The following is a 19,298-nucleotide window of genomic DNA, read 5'->3' as shown; positions in this document are numbered from 1 at the left end:
CCACTCGACGGGTCGGTCGGCTGCCCGGGTAGCGTGGTCGGCGGCACACCGGTGACCGGTGCCCGCCGGCCCACCGCACGGTGGTGCCATGGTGGCGGCGGAACCGTCGGAGCCAGACAGCGTCATAGCGGACCGGAGGAAGCGCGTGCAGACCCGCACTGATCTCGTCGAGGACCTCATGGGGCGCTTCCCGCACATTCCCCGTGAAGCGGTCATCAAGGAGGACCTGCTCCGGGGCGGGGTGGCGTTCGACGACTCGGCACTCACCGACAACGAGGGCGGCGAGGTCAAGCCGAAGTCGTACTTCATCTTCTCGTTCGACCACCGGACCCTGCCCGAGCTGGGTACGGCGGCGCTGCGGCGGCCCCCAGAGGAGATCGTCCTCACCGGCGGCCCGTACGAGCTGCGACGCACCGTCGTCTCGGTCCGGGTCAACCCGGACTCGCCGTACCGGGTCGCCGACACCGGCGACGGGGTGCTCCGGCTGCACCTGGACGGCCGGCCGATCGCCGACGTCGGGCTGCCGCCGATGCCGGAGTACTACCGGCACACCCTGACCAACGGCAAGTCGGTGATGGAGGTCGCCCCGACCATCCAGTGGGGCTACCTGATCTACCTGACCGTTTTCCGGGTCTGCCAGTACTTCGGCGCCAAGGAGGAGTGCCAGTACTGCGACATCAACCACAACTGGCGCCAGCACAAGGCGGCCGGCCGGCCGTACACCGGGGTGAAGCCGGTGGACGAGGTGCTCGAGGCGATGGAGATCATCGACCGGTACGACACCACCGGCGCGTCGAAGGCGTACACCCTCACCGGCGGCAGTGTCACCTCCAAGGTCGACGGGCTCGGCGAGGCCGACTTCTACGGCCGGTACGCCAAGGCGATCGAGGAGCGGTTCCCGGGCCGGTGGATCGGCAAGGTCGTCGCCCAGGCCCTGCCCCGGGAGGACGTGCAGCGGTTCCACGACTACGGCATCCGGATCTACCACCCGAACTACGAGGTGTGGGACAAGCGCCTCTTCGAGCTCTACTGCCCCGGCAAGGAGCGGTACGTCGGCCGCGAGGAGTGGCACCGCCGGATCCTCGACTCCGCCGAGATCTTCGGGCCCCGCAACGTGATCCCGAACTTCGTCGCCGGGGTCGAGATGGCCGAGCCGTTCGGGTTCCGGACGGTGGACGAGGCGATCGAGTCGACCACCGAGGGACTGCAGTTCTTCATGTCCCGGGGGATCACGCCCCGGTTCACCACCTGGTGCCCGGAGCCGACCACGCCGCTCGGCCGGACCAACCCGCAGGGCGCCCCGCTGGAGTACCACATCCGGCTGCTGGAGGCGTACCGGGCGACGATGGAGGCGAACGGGCTGAGCAGCCCGCCCGGCTACGGGCCGCCCGGAGCCGGCAACGCGGTCTTCTCGGTCAGCTCCTTCATGGACACCCTGCCGGCCGCCGAGACCGTCGCGGCGGAGTGAGCATCCGGCCGCGGAGACCGTCGCGGCGGAGTGAGCATCCGGCCGCGGAGACCGTCGCGGCGGAGTGAGCATCCGGCCGCGCTGAGTCGACAGTGCGGCCGGCTTGTCCGACGGCGTTAGGATCTTGCGCGTGGCTGATGAGGTGCGTGCGGAACCGTCCGAATTGGTGAAACTCGCCGGCACCACCCTCGACGCGTCGATCGCGCTCGGCGACGGGTGGCGGGCGGCGCAACCGGCACTCTCGGTGCCGGAGGCGGCGTTCGGCGTCCTGTCCGCCGGGCAGGGCGTGCACCGGTCGCACGTCGCCGCCGCCGAGGACGGTGACACCGCGGTCAACCGCCTGGTCGCGGTCTACGAGGGGGACGTCGACCGGCTCTACCGGGTCGCCTTCGCGTACCAGCAGGCGGACCAGGCGGCCGCGGCGCGGGCCCGGCGCGCCGGCGGTCGGCCCGGCCAGGCGGTGATCTGAGATGGCCCTACCACCGGAACCGGGCGGCGCGGCACCCCGCCCCGCGATCAGCGTCGGCAACCTCTGGGACCTGCGCGCCGACCCCGGCGCGGTCACCGCGGCGGCGAACGCCTGGCGGGGATACGCCGGCAAGGCGCTGGCCGCCCGGGAGAGCGTCGACGACCAGGCCGCCAAGCTGCGCGGCGACGCCTGGAAGGGCGACACCTCCGACACCTACCACGCGCACCGGGTCAAGCTCGGCGACGACGTGGAGGAGACCGCCGACGCGGCCAAGGCCGTCGCCGGGGTGCTGGACGACGTGGCCGGGTGGCTCACCCGGGGCCAGTCGATGCTCAGCCAGCTGTTGACGGAGATCAGCGGCAAGGTCCCGACCACGGTCGGCGGTGACACCGTCACCTTCCAGCCGCGCGACGCCGACGACGAGAAGGCCGTACGGGCGGCGATCGGTGAGGCCCAGGAGGCCCACCGGCACTACAACGGCGAACTGTCCCGTTGCATCGGCGCACTGGAGAAGGCCCGGGCCGGGCTCACCTCGGTCAGTCGGTCCTGGACCACGGTGGTCGAGGGCTACAGCGACGGCTGGACGCTGCCGCCGGAGGCGAGCGCCGGCACCACGGTCATCCGGGTCGGCGACGACGTGGTGATCAACACCGGTACCGGGGACGACAAGGTCAGCATCACCGTCGACCCGAAGACCGGTGAACAGATCGTCACCATCAACGGCACCACCATGCGCTACCCGGCCGACGCGCACATCGTGATGCGGACCGGTGAGGGCAACGACGAGATCACCGTACCCAGCGGCACCCGGGTCGACCTCACCCTGATCGGCGGCGAGGGCAACGACCGGATCCACGCCGGCGACGGCCGGGACGTCATCCTCGGCAACGACGGGCAGGACCGCATCGAGTCCGGGGCCGGCGACGACCGGGTCAGCGGCGGCGCCGACCGGGACTACCTCGACGGCTACCGGGGCGACGACGTCCTCTCCGGCGGGCACGGCGACGACACCGTCTACGGGCTCTCCGGCACCGACCGGATCTCCGGCGGCGAGGGACGTGACTACCTGGAGGGTGGCACCGGGAACGACAACATCGACGGCGGCGCCGGCGACGACATGATCTCCGGCGGTCGGGACGCCGACGTGATCCGGGGAGGCGGCGGCGCCGACCGGGTCTACACCGGCCACGGCACCGACCGGGTCGACGGCGGCTCCGCCGGCGACACCGTCTACGGCCAGCGCGACGACCGCACCGAGGGCACCGAGAAGGTGGTCACCGTCGAGCTGAAGGACATCGGCAAGCACATCACCATCGAGGGCTCCGACGAGTTCAAGGAACGGGTCCAGGCCGACCTGGACATGCTCCGCGCCTCGCCCCGGGGACAGATGATGCTGGAGGCCCTCGACCAGGCGCACGAGAACACCAAGGCGCCGGCCGCCGACTGGCCGCTGCTCGGCGGCATCGCCTACCAGGGCGACACCTTCACCATCCGGGAGACCACCGACGAGAACGGGTACGCCAACCGCAACGACACCACGTTCGGCAAGACCTGGTCGCAGCACCCGACGATCGACTACAACCCCCGGTTCGACACGCTCTACGACGGACCGCCGGTGGTGGTGCTCTACCACGAGATGTCGCACGTCTACGACTACGAGTACAGCGGGCTCGACCGTACCGAGTACCAGGGGCCGGACAACCCCGGCGTACCGAACGGTGAGCGGGCCGCGGCCGGGTTGCCGATCGACCACGACAACAACCCGAACACGCCGAACATCATCGACCCGAACCAGCCGTTCGAATACACCGAGAACGGGCTCCGGGACGAGATGGGCGCGCCGGCCCGACCGAGGTACTGAGGTGAACCTTCCCGTACCACGGCGGCGGCTCGCCGCCGCGCTCGGCGCCGTCGCGGCCCTGCTGGGCGCCGCCGGCTGCGACCGGGGCACCGAACCGACCGCCCCGACGCTCGACGTCGGCCTGACCGTCACCACTGCGCGCGAGCCCGACCTGCTCCGGATCGACTACACGCTGGTCAACCGGAGCGGCGGCGAGCTTGTCGTCTTCTCCGGCGTCCCGGCCGAGGAGACCCACGACAGTCCGGTCGTCGACCCGAACGCCGTCTACGCGACCGCCCAGGACGACACCACCGTCGAGCTGGCCAAACGGGTCTTCGCCCCGCCGGAGGGGGGCGGGATGGCCGTCGACTTCGTCGTCCGGGGCGCGGTCCTGGCGCCCGGGGCGAGCCTCGGCGAGGCGCTCCGGATCCCGCTGCCGCTGACCGCGCGACAGCCGTACGACAGCGCGGCCCGGCTGCCGGAGCGGGCCGACCGGGCCGTCTTCTGCGTCGGGGTCGCCCGCCGGGACGCGGTGCCGCCGATCCCGGCGGCCAGCGGCGACACCGACGAGCGAGCGAGTTATCCGCACCGGGCCAGCGTCGCCCGGGCACAGCAGCTCGTCTGCGCCGAACCGTTCCCACTGTGAATGTCGGTTCACCACGAATTCAGTGAACGAGTGCCGCGACCAGGCCAGTGGAGTGTCCCCTCACCCTTGCGGACGCTATGACGCAGTGCGTCCTTGGTTGTACTGACCGGGGACGTTGATTGAGTCTGGGGCGTCGCGAGTCCACGATCACAGGCGGTGGTCGGATCGGGGCTGGTGGCTTTTCGCCTTCTGTCGGGCGTAGTAGGCGCGGGCGCGGTTGCGGTCTCCGCAGTCCTTCGTGTTGCACCAGCGGCGGTTCCGCCGCGGTGATGTGTCGAGATAAACCCAGCCGCACTTGACGTCTTCGCACTGGTGGAGGCGGTCGAGGTCGTCGCGCTGGGTGAGGGCCACGAGCCCGCGGACGATGCGATTGCGGGGCAGGCGGAGGTCGGTTTCCCGGTCCCGCCATTGCCAGCGGTCGCCCGCACGGACCAGGTCGGCTGCGGCGATCGCCGCCCGGTACATGTCCGCGAGGTCTGCGGCGGCCTCGCGGTCGTCCTCGAAGAGAGCTGCGTAGACCCTTTCGCGCGCCTTGATGACTTGTTGCCGTTCCCGTTCGGCCCGGGCGTCGTCCCCGCCAGCGAGATCGCGCAGAGCCACGGCCTCGTCTCCGGTGATCAGATCGGACTCGATGCACCAGTCGACGACATCGGAGAAGGTCCTCAGCCGCTCAATGCGTTCGTACCCGCCGAGGCGCCAGTCAACAGTGTTCACCAGGTCGAGCATGCGGTCGCCCGCGACGTGGCCGAACCTCACCATCATCTCCTCTCATGGTCAAAAGCATTATTGCATGTGAGGCACCACTCCTGGCATGCTCATGCCCAATCGTTCAATCACTCATGAGAACACCGCCAGGAGACTGATCGTGCCTCCCGCCGCCCCACGCAGATCGTTCACTGCCCTGTGGGCGTCCCAAGCGTCCTCAAACCTCGCCGACGGGCTGCTGCAGGCCGCGGCGCCGCTGCTCGTCGCCACGCTGACCCGTGATCCGCTCGTGGTGGCGGGCATGACGGTGGTGCAGTTCCTGCCCTGGCTGGTCGCCACCCTCCCGGCCGGCGCGATAGCCGACCGGACGGACAGACGTCGGATACTCACCGCTGGCAACTGGCTGCGCGCGGCCGGGTTCGCACTGCTCGCCGTGACCCTGACAAACGAATGGCGCCACGTCGCACTGCTCTACGCCGCAGTGTTCCTGGCCGGTTGCGCCGAGACGCTGGTCGACAACGCGGCCCTGACCATCCCGCCCCGTCTCCTACCCCGTAAGCAACTCGAGCGCGCCAACGGCCGGTTGTTCGCGACCCAGTCCGTCATCAACACTTTCATCGGTCCGCCTGCCGGCGCGGCGTTGTTCGCGCTGGCAGCATCAGCGGCCTTCTACACCGGCGCGGCCGCGTTCGCCCTCGCCGGCCTTGCAGCTCTGCTGCTGCCCGCGCTGCGCCCGACCAGCGAGGAACAGGAGCGCCGCCGCTCGACCCCGACCACCATCACTCAGGACATCCGCTCCGGATGGGCGCACTTCTGGCGCCACGATCTGCTGCGCCGAGTCGCGTTCATCTCGGCGGCAATCAACTTTTTCGGCGCGGCCACCGGCGGTTTGCTCGTCCTGCTGATCACCGGCCCATACCAAATGCCCGTGGCGCATTACGGCCTGTTCATCGCCGTTCCCGCCGCCGGCGCGATCGCCGGCTCCCTGCTCGCCGAACACGCCGTGCCCCGCATCGGCGGCGGCCCCATCACCTGGCTCGCCGCCCTCGCCCCCGCCGCCAGCTACGCCATCCTCGGCCTGGGGCACAACACACCCCTCGCCCTTGCCGGCATGTTCTGCGCTGCCATCGCCACCTCGCTGAACCAGATCGTCGTCAGCACCCTGCGCCAAGCAGCAGTACCCGACGAACTCCTCGGCCGCGTCACCGCCGCCTACCGCCTGGTCGTCCTGGGTGTCGTCCCCCTCGGCGCCCTCGCCGGCGGCCTGCTCGGACGCAGCCTCGGGATCCGCGCCCCCTTCATCGCCGCAGCCCTCGGACTCGTGCTCGCCGCGTTCCTGCTCGCCTCCCGGGTCACCACCCAGGCCCTCCGTGACGCCGAAACCCATCACCACCGTGCTGTTCCTCAAGCGCCGGGCGCCCGATGATCAGTGGTGGCGGGCGGCGATACCCTGGTCCCCGTGACCACCGGTGGGGGGTGGACACCGGATGTCGGGGCGGGACCCGGCCCGGTCGTCTCCGGCAGGCCGAGACTGCTCCGGCGGCTCGACCAACTCGCCCGTCGCCGGCTGGTGACCGTCATCGCCCCCGCCGGCGCGGGCAAGACCACGCTGCTGCGGGAGTGGGCGACCCGGGGCCGGGCCGGTTGGCACACCCTCGTCCCGGCCGACCGCGACCCGCAGGTGCTGCTCACCGCGCTGGTCGCGGCGCTGCGACCGGTGGCCGTGACCGCCGGGGGAGCGGCACCCTCGGTGCCCAGCGGCCCGACCGGGCCGGCCACCCCGGCCGAACTCGCCGACCGGCTGCTCGACGCGCTGCCGGCGCCCGCCGCCACCGGTCCGGTCCGGCTGGTCCTGGACGACCTGCAGGTGCTGGGCGCCGGACCGGCCGCAGAACTGCTCGGGGTGCTCACGACCTGGCTGCCGGAAGGATTCGTGCTGGTCCTCGCCGGCCGGGAACCGGCCCCGTTTCCGGTCGGGCCGCTACGGTCCGCCGGCCGACTAGGCGAAATAGGCGCCGCCGACCTCGCGCTGACCCCGGCCGAGGTCCGTCGGACGCTGGCCGCCATGCGGGCCGGCACCGACCCGGTCGTCGAACGGATCGCCATCGAGTCCGGCGGGTGGCCGGCGGTCGTCACGTCCGCCGCCCGGCTGGTGACCGCCGCCCGGCCCGGGGCGCCGGCCCCGATGCTGGATCGGCACCAGCTCGGCGGGTCGCTACCCGGGCTGGATCCCGCCGACCTCGCCGCGCTGACCGAGCGTGACCTGCTGGCGCTCTGGACACTGGCGGCGGTACGCGCCGGCGGTCCCGATCCGGACGGGCGGCTCGGCCCGGTCCGAGAATGGGCGCTGCGGAGCCTCGCCGACCCGGCCCCGTCCGCTGCCGCCGACCGGTCCACCGATCCGGTCCGGCCCGAGGACGGCCGGTCCGCGCTCCGGGCGACCCGGATCCTGTCCGCGGGACCGAGTGGAATCCCGGAGGTCGACGTGACCCTGGCCGACTCGGCGATCCGGGACGACAGACCCGACGAGGCGTTGCGCTACCTGGCGGCGGTACCGGACGGGACCCGGCTGCCGGCCGCCCTGACCTGGCGACTCGGCGGGGTACTACACCGCCGGGGCGACTTCGACGCCGCCGAGGCGCTGTTCGAACGGACCGTGCTGGAATCCGATCCGACCGACGGCACCCCGCCGCCCGCCCGGTCCGACCGGGCCCAGGTCCTCGCCGGCTGGGCAGCCGCCCGGTGGGCCCGGGGCGACCGGGAGCGGACCCGGCAACTCGCCGACGAGGCCGTCCGGGTCGCCGAGCAGAGCCGGGACGACGCCGCGCTCGCCGCGGCGTACGTGGCCCGGGCGCTGGTCGCGTTCAGCGAGGGGGACCGGGCCGGCAACGAACACGCGTACGCCCGGGCGCTGGCCGCGGCGGAACGGGCCGGCGACGTCGTCCAGCAGCTGCGGATCAGGGCCAACATCGGGTCCCGACTCGTCGAGGAGGGACGGTACCGCGCAGCGACCGAGGAACTCGGCTCCGCGATTATGCTCGCCGAGCGAACCGGGGAACGCCTGCTGCTCGCCCTGGCCCTGCACAACCGGGCCGAGGCGTGGCTGGGTCTGGGCGAACTCGGCCCGGCCCGGGCCGACTCCGACCGGGCACTCAGCCTGTGGCAGCGGGACGGCTCACCGCTGGCGGCCTTCGGGCTGCTGCTGACCGCGCGGGTGCACCTGGTCTGCGGCTCGACCAGCCGGGCGGTGGCCGCCTACCAGGCGGCATGGTCGATGGCCGAACCGGACGGCAACGCCCAGGCACTGGTGGAGGCGTGCGCGGGACTGGCCCGGAGCCGGTACGCCGACGATCCGGCTGTCGCGGCCGACTACGCCCGGCAGGCGTTGACCCTGCCCAGCGCCGGTGGACCGACCGCCGCCGAACTCGCCGCCGGCTGGGTCGCGCTCTGCTCCGGCGATCCGACGACCGCGCTGGCGCACGGCGAACGGGCCCGCGCCGAGGCGGGACGACGCCGGGACTCCGCCGGGCTGGCCGAGGCGATCGAGCTGGTGGCGCTCGCGGCGGGCCGGTCCGGGGTGGACGGCAACGCCGGACCCGGGTCGGGTCGGGGTCGTACCCCGGCCGGGCTCGTCGAGGCGGCGGCGATCTGGGCGGACGTCGGCAACGAGGTCGGACTCGCCACGAACGCACTGCTGCGGGCCCGGCTGACCGGCGACCGGCTGGCCGAGGACGTCGCCGCGGACCGGTTGCACCGGCTCGGTGTACGGGAGGGGGCCTGGCATGTCGCCGGGCCGCTCGCGGCGATCGGGCCGGCGCCCGTCCCCGAGGTCGCGGTGCAGACCCTGGGACACTTCGCGGTCCGGCTGGCCGGCGTGCCGGTGCCGACCACGGCGTGGCAGTCCCGGAAGGCCCGCGAACTGGTCAAGGTGCTGGCCGGCCAGCTCGGCCGGCCGCTGGCCCGGGACGCGCTCGCCGGGGTGCTCTGGCCGGAGGTGCCGACGGAGGTGGCGCTGCGCCGACTGTCGGTGCTGGTCTCGACGGTACGCGGGGTACTCGACCCGGACCGTCGACATCCGGCCGACCGTTACCTGGGCACCGATCCGGCGACGGTAAGGATCAATTCCCAACACGTGGCCCTGGACACCGTCCGGTTCCACGACGCCGCCCGGGCCGTCATCGCGGCGGACAGCACCACCCTGCCGGGGGCCCGGACGGCGGTCGGTGGCGCCGACCGGTCGGGCGACCGGGAACCGCCGGGCGGGGTCGAGATCCTGGCCCGGCTGGAGGCGGTGGTCGCGCTCTACACCGGGGACTTCTGCGACGACGGTGAGGTGACCGGAGACTGGGTCGAGCGGCCCCGCGCCGCGCTCGCCGAACTGCACCGCGAGGCGATCCGCCGACTCGCCCGGCGCTGCCTGCGGGTGGGGCGGCCGGAGTCCGCCGTCGGCTGGTACCTGCGGCTGACCACCGAGGACGGCTACGACGAGTCGGCCCACCTCGGGCTGGTCAGCGCCCTGTCCGCGGCCGGCCGACACGGCGAGGCGGCCCGCCGGTACCGCGAGTACCTCGGGCGGATGCGGGAGATCGAGGTCGAGCCGGCGGCGTTCCCGGACGGACTGTCCACGCTGATCGGCGACCTGAACGATTCCTGAAACACCCCCGAACATCACCGACGATGATGGCGCGACGGCAGGCCGCGCGCCGGGACGGTAGCCCTGCCCGACGGTGAGTACGGAGGGAAGGTTCATGTCCGGTTGGCGACGGTCCGCGGCGCTCCTCGCGGTGGCGCTGGTGACGGTCGGCGTCGGATCGTGCGGGATCCGGTCCGACCGCGGTACCGGGGTCACCGGGGGCGCGTCCGCCCGCACCTACGGGTACGGACCGGTACGCGACGGTTCGGTGACGTACCAGCCGGACGTGGTCCTCGTCGAAGGCGGACCGGACGCGATCCGGGCCGCCAGCGCCGATGGACTGACCTGGACCATCGACCGGAACGCCCCGGGCGCCGACGATCTCGGACCGGGCCGGATCATGTACGCCACCAGCCGCGCGATCGGCCGGGTGGTGCAGGTCCGCCCGGCCGGCGACGACCTGGCGGTGACGCTCGCCCCGGTGACCCTCACCGAGGTCTTCCGGGACGCGGACTTCCGGTCCGACCGGGTACTCGACGACGCGGCCCTGGTCTACCAGGAGGTCCCGGAGCTGCCGGGTGCGGTGAGCACGCCGACGGGGGAGCGGCCGCCGGCCGACGCCACCACTCCGGTTGGCCTCTCCAGCGCCGACCGTGGCTCGAGGGTCGCAGCGGTGGCGCCGACGGTCGCGGGTATGTCGCCGGCGGTCGGGGGCTTCGCCGACGGGCGGCAGCGTGGGCAGGCCGGACCGGCCCGTGCGTTGTCCGGCGGCAACGAGGCGGAGACCGTGCTCGCCCTGGATCCGGTCCGGCTCGCCCCGGCGGCCGGCGGGCGGTTGCCGCCGGCCCGGGAGCGGAACTTCACGGTCAGCGTCGGCGAGTGGGAGGCACAGCCGTACCGGGTTCCGGGCAAGCTCGGCCTCAAGATCGGGTACGCCGCCAACGAGAACCTCAAGGTCTACATCGACTTCGCGATGAACGTCGACCAGCTCCGGATCCGCAGCGCCATGTCGATCGTGAACGGGGCGCTGGGCAGCTCGACGTTCGCGGTCGACGGGGTGAGGAGCATCTCGGTCGACATCTCCGCCGGTGCCGCGAACGGCGCCGACGACAACCGGAAGGTCCGGATCGAGGTGCCGGTCGAGATGAACTTCCAGATCCCCGGCGAGCCGCTGGTCTACAGCAACACCTGGAAGTTCATCGTCGCCACCGGCCTCAGCGGCAAGAACACCACGGTGCAGGCGGCCGGCGAGTGGGCCGTCAACGGCACCCTCGGCGTGGTCGACGGCACGCCGCGGAAACCGACGCTCTCGGTGGTGAAGAGCATCATGGACTCGGTCACCGGGATCTCGATCGGGCCCAGCGGCCTCGCCTTCGCGGTCGAGGTGAAGATGGGGCTCGGGCTGGGCATCCCGGCCGCCTTCGCCGGCCTGTACGCCAAGCTCGTGGTCGACATCGGCGTCACCAACGGGTCGGCGCTCGGCGCCCCGTTGACCCGGTGTGTCCAGGCGAGCCTGAACGCCAAGGTGGGCGGCGGTGCCGGCGTGAACCTCTCCTCCACGGCCTCGGCGGCGCTGCGGAAGTTGCTGCCCAAGACGGTCAAGTTCGAGCTGGAGAGCGAACGACTCTGGCCCATCCACCGGGCCGCCCAGACGTTGCCGGCCGTGCCGCTCTGCGTCGGCTTCGGATGAGCCGTGCGGCTCAGCGTGAGCCGTGTCGCGTCGCATCGGCTCAGGGTGAAAGGAAGGTTGATGGTCATTCGAACCGGGGTCCGTGGTCGCCTGGCGCTGGCGGCGGTGGCCGTACTCGTGGTTGTCGGGCCGCTCGGCTGTGGCCGGCTGACCGGCGACGACCCACCGGCGGTCGCCGACGACAGCCCGCCCGCGACCGCCGCCGCCGAGCCGGCGGGGGAGCCGACCCCGGCGCAGCCGCCCGCGGCCGAGGTGGATCCCTGCGCACTCGTCACCGACGAGGAGGCGGAGAAGCTCGCCGGCACCCCGCTGGACGACCCGGTGCCGGTCCGGGAGACCTGCACCTGGACCGGCCCGGTGACCGGGCCGACCGCCCAGGTCGAGGTCTTCGTCGGAGACGGGGCGAAGAAGTTCCTCGACATCGAACGGGAACTCGACCACGAGATCTGGCCGCTCACCGGCATCGGTGACGAGGCCTGGGCCGAGGACGGGGCGGTCTTCCTCAACAAGGGCGGCGTCTGGGTGGCGCTCCGGTTGACCCTGCTCAACGACCCGAAGGAGAACCGCGAACCGCTCGAGGAACTCGCCCGGACGGTCGCCGGCCGGCTCTGACGGAGGTGCCGGCTCCGTACCCGGGGTCGGCGCACCGGTCAGTCCGACGCGCTGGACACCGCCGCCGTCGGCACCCCGTCGCGGCAGGTGACGGTCATCCGGACGGTCCGGTTGCCGTGCCGGAACGTGACCGTCGTCGACCGGGCCGGTCCTGGCTCGACCTGCTCCACCCGGTACGGCGACGTCGCTGTCCAGGACAGCAGCCGGGCCTCGCCGTCGGCGGTGCAGGACGCCCGGACCGAACCACCGGCGGAGTCCAACGTCCGTTCCACCGTCGGTGACGGTTCTGGCGACGACGGTTCCGCCGGAGTCGCCGGAATCCCGGTCTCCGGCGCGGTGGTGGCCAGGTCGATCGGACTGGCCGGGGGTTGCCCCATCGCACCCGACGACGGCAGTGGCGGGCCGGACCGGGCCTCGGACCCGCCGGCGATCATCGGTCCGCTGCCCGGCGGCGGGGTCAGGGACGTACCGACCCGGGGTGTCGTCTCCGGCAGTCTGGGGTTGGTCGACTGGCCGGGCGGCGCCGGCGGGACCGGACCACCCCGGGGCCCCTGGTGGAAACCGAGGGGTTCGGCGAGCCAGAGCAGCAGACCGGCGACGAGCACCCCGGCCATCCCGGCCGCCGTACCGGCCAGGGCGATCGGGCGTGGGCGCCGGGGCTGACCGGCCCCGGCGGAGCCGCCCCCCGCGCGGGGCACCAGCACGGTGGACGCTTCGCCCTCGGCGGTCGTCGACGCGGCCGCGTACGCCGGTTCGTCCTGGACGACCCGGACCCCGGCCGCCCGGGCGAGGACGGCGGCGACCTCACGTGCCGTCGGCCGCTGCGCCGGCTCCTTCGCCAGGCAGCGGTGGCACAGCTCGACCACCCGGGCCGGCACCCCGGGCAGCCCGGGCAGCGGTGGTGGGGCGACGTACACGTGGGCCCGGAGCATCTCGGTCGCGGTCTCGGTGCTCCACGGCAGCTTTCCGGTCAGCAGCCGGTAGAGCAGCAGGCCGACGCCGTAGACGTCCGACGCCGGCTCGACCGCGTCGCCGGTGATCCGCTCCGGGGCCAGGTAGCCCGGGGTGCCGAGCAGTTCGTCACCCCACTCGGCCGCCTCGCTGTCCGGGCTCACCGCGGCGGCGATGCCGAAGTCGACGACCTTGGCGCCGGATGGCGGCAGCAGGACGTTGCCGGGTTTGATGTCGCGGTGCACCAGGCCCTGGGTGTGCGCCGCGGTCAGCGCCGCCGCCACCTCGGCACAGATCCGGAAGGCGAGCTTCGGTGGCACCGGCTCGGCGGCGATCCTCTGCTCGAGGGTCGGGCCCGGCACCAGTTCCATCACCACGTACGGCAGGCAGGTCAGACCGGTGACCGACTCGCCGTAGTCGTACACCTGGGCGATGTTCGGGTGGGAGAGCGCGGCGGCGGCCCGCGCCTCGTGCCGGATCCGCCGCCGGGACACCGGGTCACGGGCGTGCGGGCCGGCGAGCAGTTTCACCGCCACCGACCGCCCCAGCACCTCGTCCCGGGCCCGCCACACCACCGCCATGCCACCCTGGCCGAGCTGCTCCTCCAGCCGGTAACGGCCGCCGAGCACCTGCTGCGCTTCCACCCCGACAGTCTGGCGAATCGGCATCGGCCCAGCCGGCCCACACGCCGGGGGTGTGACCGGCTTGTTGCCCCCCGTACACAGGTCCGACGAGGTGGGACGGCTATTCCGGCACGTGGACCGGAACACTGGTGATCACGACCCCGGGCAGGTCCCGCAGGGCGCGGCGCAGCCGCAGTTCGGTACGGGTGTGCAGCAGTTGGTGCCACAGGTGTCGGACCACCAGCTCCGGCACCACCACGGTGAGGGTCACCTCCGGACGGGCCGCGTGCAGCGCGCCGACGTACTGGGCCAGCGGGCCGATCACCGCCCGGTACGGCGAGATGATCGTCTCCAGCCGCAGGTGGTTGCCCCAGACCTCCCACTGCCGGCGGAACCGGTCCGCCTCCTCCCGTTCGGGGCTCAGGTGGACGGCGAAGACCGGTTGCCCGAGCGAGGTCGCGTACGCCAGCGCGCGCAGCGCGGCCAGGTTCATCCGGGCCACCGGCACCACCACCAGGTGACGTACCTCGGCCGGGGTGAGGTCGACCCCGAGGTCACCGCCGCCGGGGGACTCGCCGGCCTGTTCCGGCAGCCCGGCCGGGCCGGTGTGCCGGTCCGGCCGGGCCGACAACGTGGCGTCCGGCGTGGTGGAGACGGTCAGCGCCTGGCGCATCGCGTCGTAGTGCGACCGGATGTGCAGGCTGAGCAGGACCAGCAGCGGCACCGCGACCACCACCACCCAGGCACCGTCGGCGAACTTGGTGATCGCCGCGGTGACCAGGACGATCGCGCAGAGCGCCGCACCGACCGCGTTCACCGTCGCCCGGCGCCGCCAGTGGCGGGCCCGGCCTCTGCGCCAGTGCATCACCATGCCGCTCTGCGAGAGGGTGAAGGCGAGGAAGACCCCGACCGCGTAGAGCGGGATCAGCGACTGGGTGTAGCCACCGAAGGCGACGAAGATCAACGCTGCCGCGACCGCCAGCGCGACGATGCCGTTGCTGAACGCCAGCCGGTCGCCCATGTGCAGGAAGCGGCGGGGCGCGTAGCCGTCCCGGGCCATGAAGAACAGCAGCCGGGGAAAGTCGTTGAAGGCGGTGTTCGCGGCGAGCAGCAGGACCAGCGTGGTGGCCGCCTGGATGACCGCGTACCACGGACCGCTGGGAAAGGTGTGCCGGGCGAGCTGGGACAACAGCGTCTCGTCGTCCCGGGGCACCAGGCCGTTGACGTCGATCAACAGGGTGAGTCCGGCGAAGAGCACCACCAGGATGCCGACCATCCAGGTCAGCGTCGTCCGGGCCTGTCGCCACTCGACCGGTCGGAAGGCCGGCACCGCGTCCGCGACCGCCTCGATGCCGGTCATCGACGCCGCGCCGGAGGCGAAGGCCCGAAGCACGACGAGCAGCCCGAGGCCCTCCACCGCGCCCACCGGTGGCGGCGGGACGGCCTCGAAGCCCCGGCCGGCCGCCCGGGCCAGCCCGACCGCGAAGAGCAGCCCGATGGCGGCGATGAAGAGGTACGTCGGCGCGGCGAAGAGCTTGCCGGCGGCCCGCACCCCGCGCAGGTTGCCGGCGAGCAGCGCGGCGATCACCAGCAGCCCGATCGGCACGGTGTACGGGGTCAGCCCGGGCAGCGCCGAGGTGATCGCGCCGACCCCGGCCGCGACCGAGACCGAGACGGTCAGCACGTAGTCGAGGATCAGGCCGGCGGCCGCGGTGAGGCCGAGCCGGGGTCCGAGACTGTCGCTGGCCACCAGGTAGGAGCCGGCGCCGTGCGGGTAGGCGTAGACGGTCTGCCGGTACGACGTACCGACCGCGATCATCAACACGACGAGGGCGGCGGCGATCGGCAGCGAGAGCCGGAGCGCGTCGCTGCCGGCCAGCACCAGCACCGCGAGCATCGCCTCCGGCCCGTACGCGACCGAGGAGAGCAGGTCGGAGGAGAGCACCGGCAGGGCGACCAGTTTCCGCATGCGTTCCTGCAGCACGGCGGCGCTGGCCAGCGGTGGGCCCAACAGCCGGCGACGGACCCGGCCGGCGACCCGGCCGAGACGGCTGCGGGAGACGTTCTCCGTGCCGGTCGCGGTCAACTCCCCCTGACGCCCGGTCCGGAACATCTCGACCCGGGCGAACCGGCCGAACCGGCTGGGCGTGGGCTGGTGGTCGTGCTGCTCGAGATTCGGATCCAGCGGCAGTTCGGTGTCACCCTTCGGGCGACCCCGCAGCGCGGCCCCCCACGCCCGGCCGACCTCCCGCAGCGCCGTCAGCTCGGCCTCGTTCAGCGGCGGGAACTCGGCGGACGGGCTGAAGACGTTGCTCGGGCCCTCCGGCGGCGGCGTACCGTCCCGGTCCCGCCCCGCCCGCTGCCGGCCCGCCATGCCCCGCTCCTCCTCCCGTCCCGTCTCGCACTGTCACCGATCCGGCCCGTCCGTGCCGGGGGAATGGCGATTCCCGGGCCGGAAAGTATGGACCGGGTGCGGGCGGCGGACCCGGACGTGGCCCGACCAGGGGTCGGGACCACGTCCGGCCGGCGGGGGATCGGGCTTCGGCGCAACGGGCAGTCGGTGGGGGCGGCCGACCCACCCCGAGGCGGCCGACCCGCCGGAGCCGGGCGCGTCCGACGACAGGTGCTTGCGAATGCGATCACGGGCCGGGTACGGGGCAGTGGAGGATTTGCCGTCCTCAGTAGCATCGAGCCATGCCTGGCCACACACACGTCGAGAAGTCCGGTTCCCCGGAAGAAACCGAGCTCGACACCGCGGCGGACCCCACCGCCGAACCGACCCCCGAGCCGAAGCCACGGCGTCGACGGGCCCGTCGGATCGTCCTCATCACACTCCTGGTGCTGGCCCTGCTCGGCGGTGGCGGCGCGGTCGCGGCGGGACTCTACGTCCGCTCGGTGGAGTCGGGCATCGAACGCGTCGAGGCGTTCGACCAGGTGCCCGAGGAGTCACGGCCGGTCAAGGTGGCGCAGGACGCCAAGAACATCCTGATCCTGGGCAGTGACACCCGGGATCCGGAGAACACCGGCGGCTCCCGCAGCGACACCATCATCCTCGCCCACCTGCCCAAGGACCGGTCCAGCGCGCAGCTCATCTCGATCCCCCGGGACACCTGGGTCAACGTGCCGAAGAGCAAGGACGGGCAACGGGGTGGCCGGGACGCCAAAATCAACGCGGCGTACGCCTGGGGCGGCATCCCGATGATGGTGCAGACGGTGGAGAAGTTCACCAAGGTCCGCATCGACCACGTGGCGCTCGTCGACTTCGCCGGCTTCAAGGAGATCGTCGACGCGCTGGGCGGCGTGGAGATCAACGTGGAGAAGGGGTTCACCTCCACCCACTCCCTGCTGCCCGGCGGCCGTCGCGAGTTCCCACAGGGCAAGCAGGTGATGGACGGTGCCGAAGCGCTCGACTACGCGCGGGAGAGGTACGCCTTCGCGGACGGCGACTTCGCCCGGATCCGTCACCAGCAGCAGGTGATCCGGGCCATCCTGGACAAGGCCGTCTCCGGCGGCACCCTGGCCAACCCCGCCAAACTCAACGCCTTTGTCAAGGCGTCCGCGGACTCGGTCTCGGTCGACAAGACCCTCTCCCTGCTCGACCTGGGCATGGAGCTGCGCCACCTGCGCAGCGGCAACCTCACCTTCGTCACCAGCCCGTCCCGGGGCACCGGTCGGGTCGGCACCGAGAGTGTGGTGTTCGCGGACGACAACAAGGCCGAGAAGTTCTACGACGCGGTCCGTCGCGACGCGGTGCCGGAGATCCTCGGCGCCGCCAAGTAGCCGTCGGGCCGTCCGGCCAGCCACCGGTCGAAGGTCGTCACCCGGCGTGGTGGCGGGCGGTGGTTAGCCTCGACCCGTACATCCATCGACGTATGGACATTCGGCGCGATGGCGGAAAACGTCGGTCCCGCCATCGCGCCGAGTGGTAGAGGACCGTGGGATACGACTCTGACAGCGCGGCGCGCGTGGTCGTATCCTGCTGACGGTCACCCGCCGCGCCACGGGTCGTGCCGATGCCATGGGGGAGGTCCTTGCAATGGTGAGCAGGGCGACGACGCAGCAGGGCGCGCCAGGGGAGTGGCCCGTCGCCGACCCTGGCGTCCCGACCGGCGCGGACGGCCCGCCGGAGACGAGGACACCGCCCGGCCCCACGCCGGAGATCCCACGCCCCCGCCAGGACGGCGACGGTCGAGTCCCGGATCCCCCACCCCGTCCGGGCCTCGACACCACGGCGGTGCTGCCGTACGCCGGTTCCGTCGCCTCCACCCGGACCCGCCGGCTGCGTGCCTGGATGCTGACCGCACCGGTGGATTTCGCCGCCCTGCTGGCACCGCTCGTACTCTCCGACCGCTACTGGCGGGGGACCCTGTTCACCGCGGTGTTCACCGTCACCATCTTCGCCACCGGCGGGCTCTATCGCGGCCGCCGGCACATGAGCATCCTCGACGAACTGCCGAACCTCTGTGGACGGCTGCTCGCGTCGGCCGCCATCGTGGCGATCATCGCCGCGCTGCGGCACAACTCGGTGGAGTACATGGCCGGTTTCATGCGCGGGGTCGCGCTCTCCGCCGGCCTGGTGATCGTCGGCCGTGCGGTCACCCGCACCCTGGTCGTCACGGCCCGCCGACGCCGCTGGGTGGAACACAACGCCATCATCATCGGCGGTGGTCCGGTCGCCGCCGAACTGGCCCGGCTGCTGCGCCGTAACCCCCGCTACGGGCTGCGGTTCGTCGGCTGTGTCGACGCCACCCCCCGATCGGGGCCCGGCGCCATCCCACTCATCGGCACCCTCGACGACCTCGAGGAACGGATCCTGACCACCGAGTCGGACGTGCTGATCATCGCCGAGCCCGACTGCGCCGAGTCCGCGCTGATGGAGCTGCTGCGACGTCCGGCCAGCGCGCGGTGTGACCTCTGGGCCGTCCAGCGGCTGTGGGGCTCCCACTCCCCGGGCGGGCTGCCCGACCACATCGGGGCGATTCCGGTGGTCCGGGTCCGGCACACCACCCTGTCCGGTCCGCGTTGGCTGCTCAAGCGGGCGTTCGACATCGTCCTCGCCGCGGTCGCGCTGATCGTGCTCAGCCCGGTCGTGCTGCTCTGCGCCCTGCTGACCCTCCTGGAGGGTGGACGCGGCATCCTGTTCCGGCAGGTACGGATCGGCCAGTACGGCCGCCCCTTCCACGTCATCAAGTTCCGGACCATGCGCCCCCGGGACGACGAGGAGGCGGCGACGACCTGGTCCATCGCTGAGGACCACCGGGTCGGCCCGATCGGCCGTTTCATGCGCCGTACCTCGCTGGACGAGTTGCCACAGCTCTGGAACATCCTGCGAGGTGACATGACGGTGGTCGGCCCCCGCCCCGAACGTCCGTACTTCGTGGCGAAGTTCAGCGCCGAGCACCCCGACTACGCGATGCGACACCGGGTGCCGGTCGGGCTGACCGGGCTGGCCCAGGTGAGCGGCCTGCGGGGCGACACCCCGATCTCCGACCGGGCCCGGTTCGACAACTACTACATCGAGAACTGGTCGCTCTGGCTGGACGTCAAGGTGCTGCTGCGGACCGTCGGGGAGGTGCTCGGCGGCCGGGGGCGTTGACCGTTCCCGGCGTCGGGTGCCGCGGCCGGGGCCGGCCGGTGTCCCGCCCGCGCACACGGCGCGCC

13 protein-coding genes are annotated in these 19,298 nt (G+C 72.6%); 10 read left to right on the top strand and 3 right to left on the bottom strand.

The genetic code is table 11. The annotated features are described in order from the left end of the window. Positions 1-145: 145 nt before the first annotated feature. The 4 genes from ABGB05_RS32400 to ABGB05_RS32385 all read left to right on the top strand — a co-directional run bounded on the left by ABGB05_RS32400 (position 146) and on the right by ABGB05_RS32385 (position 4,423). Complete coding sequence (locus tag ABGB05_RS32400; protein ID WP_347657761.1) at positions 146-1,468, top strand: radical SAM protein; 1,323 nt, start codon at positions 146-148, stop codon at positions 1,466-1,468. A 130-nt stretch (positions 1,469-1,598) separates the two neighbouring features. Next, the gene (locus ABGB05_RS32395) at positions 1,599-1,937 is read left to right on the top strand and encodes a hypothetical protein (RefSeq protein WP_347657760.1); all 339 of its coding nucleotides are present in this window, start codon (positions 1,599-1,601) and stop codon (positions 1,935-1,937) included. A gap of 1 nt (position 1,938) precedes the next feature. Then, positions 1,939-3,798 (top strand): M91 family zinc metallopeptidase, encoded by a 1,860-nt coding sequence (locus ABGB05_RS32390; protein WP_347657759.1) that lies wholly within the window; start codon positions 1,939-1,941, stop codon positions 3,796-3,798. 1 nt (position 3,799) lies between these two features. Then, entirely contained in the window at positions 3,800-4,423 is a 624-nt protein-coding gene (locus tag ABGB05_RS32385) for a hypothetical protein (RefSeq protein ID WP_347657758.1), read from the top strand. 147 nt (positions 4,424-4,570) lie between these two features. Here ABGB05_RS32385 and ABGB05_RS32380 read toward each other — a convergent pair whose 3' ends face one another. Then, positions 4,571-5,185, bottom strand: coding sequence for a CGNR zinc finger domain-containing protein (locus ABGB05_RS32380; protein WP_347657757.1), 615 nt, complete (start codon positions 5,183-5,185; stop codon positions 4,571-4,573). Between the two features lie 49 nt (positions 5,186-5,234). Between ABGB05_RS32380 and ABGB05_RS32375 the strand changes: the two genes are divergently transcribed. From ABGB05_RS32375 to ABGB05_RS32360, 4 genes are all read left to right on the top strand, one after another. Next, positions 5,235-6,554: an MFS transporter gene (locus tag ABGB05_RS32375; RefSeq protein WP_347657756.1), complete on the top strand. Its 1,320-nt coding sequence runs from the start codon at positions 5,235-5,237 to the stop codon at positions 6,552-6,554. Positions 6,555-6,587: 33 nt separating this feature from the next. After that, positions 6,588-9,782 (top strand): BTAD domain-containing putative transcriptional regulator, encoded by a 3,195-nt coding sequence (locus ABGB05_RS32370; protein ID WP_347657755.1) that lies wholly within the window; start codon positions 6,588-6,590, stop codon positions 9,780-9,782. A gap of 94 nt (positions 9,783-9,876) precedes the next feature. After that, positions 9,877-11,451, top strand: coding sequence for a hypothetical protein (locus tag ABGB05_RS32365; protein ID WP_347657754.1), 1,575 nt, complete (start codon positions 9,877-9,879; stop codon positions 11,449-11,451). A gap of 60 nt (positions 11,452-11,511) precedes the next feature. Then, positions 11,512-12,063, top strand: coding sequence for a DUF3558 family protein (locus ABGB05_RS32360; RefSeq protein WP_347657753.1), 552 nt, complete (start codon positions 11,512-11,514; stop codon positions 12,061-12,063). Between the two features lie 38 nt (positions 12,064-12,101). On the opposite strand, the gene ABGB05_RS32355 is transcribed toward ABGB05_RS32360, so the two are convergent. Further along, positions 12,102-13,658 carry a protein kinase gene (locus ABGB05_RS32355; RefSeq protein ID WP_347657752.1) on the bottom strand — a complete coding sequence of 519 codons (1,557 nt, stop codon included), beginning with the start codon at positions 13,656-13,658 and terminating at the stop codon, positions 12,102-12,104. A 100-nt stretch (positions 13,659-13,758) separates the two neighbouring features. Continuing rightward, complete coding sequence (locus ABGB05_RS32350) at positions 13,759-16,011, bottom strand: APC family permease (RefSeq protein WP_347657751.1); 2,253 nt, start codon at positions 16,009-16,011, stop codon at positions 13,759-13,761. A 320-nt stretch (positions 16,012-16,331) separates the two neighbouring features. Between ABGB05_RS32350 and ABGB05_RS32345 the strand changes: the two genes are divergently transcribed. Together ABGB05_RS32345 and ABGB05_RS32340 are read left to right on the top strand one after the other, a co-directional pair. Beyond that, complete coding sequence (locus ABGB05_RS32345) at positions 16,332-17,417, top strand: LCP family protein (protein ID WP_347657750.1); 1,086 nt, start codon at positions 16,332-16,334, stop codon at positions 17,415-17,417. A gap of 256 nt (positions 17,418-17,673) precedes the next feature. Continuing rightward, complete coding sequence (locus tag ABGB05_RS32340; protein ID WP_347657749.1) at positions 17,674-19,233, top strand: exopolysaccharide biosynthesis polyprenyl glycosylphosphotransferase; 1,560 nt, start codon at positions 17,674-17,676, stop codon at positions 19,231-19,233. Positions 19,234-19,298 lie beyond the last annotated feature (65 nt).

This window comes from Plantactinospora sp. B5E13, from assembly GCF_039871775.1.
Taxonomy (GTDB): domain Bacteria; phylum Actinomycetota; class Actinomycetes; order Mycobacteriales; family Micromonosporaceae; genus Plantactinospora.
This window is presented reverse-complemented; position numbering and strand designations above follow the sequence as displayed.

Excerpts from the sequence above, each read along its gene's own strand:
- ABGB05_RS32390 (WP_347657759.1), top strand. The coding sequence starts at position 1,939 with ATGGCCCTACCACCGGAACCGGGCGGCGCGGCACCCCGCCCCGCGATC.
- ABGB05_RS32380 (WP_347657757.1), bottom strand. The coding sequence starts at position 5,185 with ATGATGGTGAGGTTCGGCCACGTCGCGGGCGACCGCATGCTCGACCTG.
- ABGB05_RS32375 (WP_347657756.1), top strand. The coding sequence starts at position 5,235 with ATGCTCATGCCCAATCGTTCAATCACTCATGAGAACACCGCCAGGAGA.
- ABGB05_RS32365 (WP_347657754.1), top strand. The coding sequence starts at position 9,877 with ATGTCCGGTTGGCGACGGTCCGCGGCGCTCCTCGCGGTGGCGCTGGTG.
- ABGB05_RS32360 (WP_347657753.1), top strand. The coding sequence starts at position 11,512 with ATGGTCATTCGAACCGGGGTCCGTGGTCGCCTGGCGCTGGCGGCGGTG.
- ABGB05_RS32350 (WP_347657751.1), bottom strand. The coding sequence starts at position 16,011 with ATGGCGGGCCGGCAGCGGGCGGGGCGGGACCGGGACGGTACGCCGCCG.
- ABGB05_RS32345 (WP_347657750.1), top strand. The coding sequence starts at position 16,332 with ATGCCTGGCCACACACACGTCGAGAAGTCCGGTTCCCCGGAAGAAACC.
- ABGB05_RS32340 (WP_347657749.1), top strand. The coding sequence starts at position 17,674 with ATGGTGAGCAGGGCGACGACGCAGCAGGGCGCGCCAGGGGAGTGGCCC.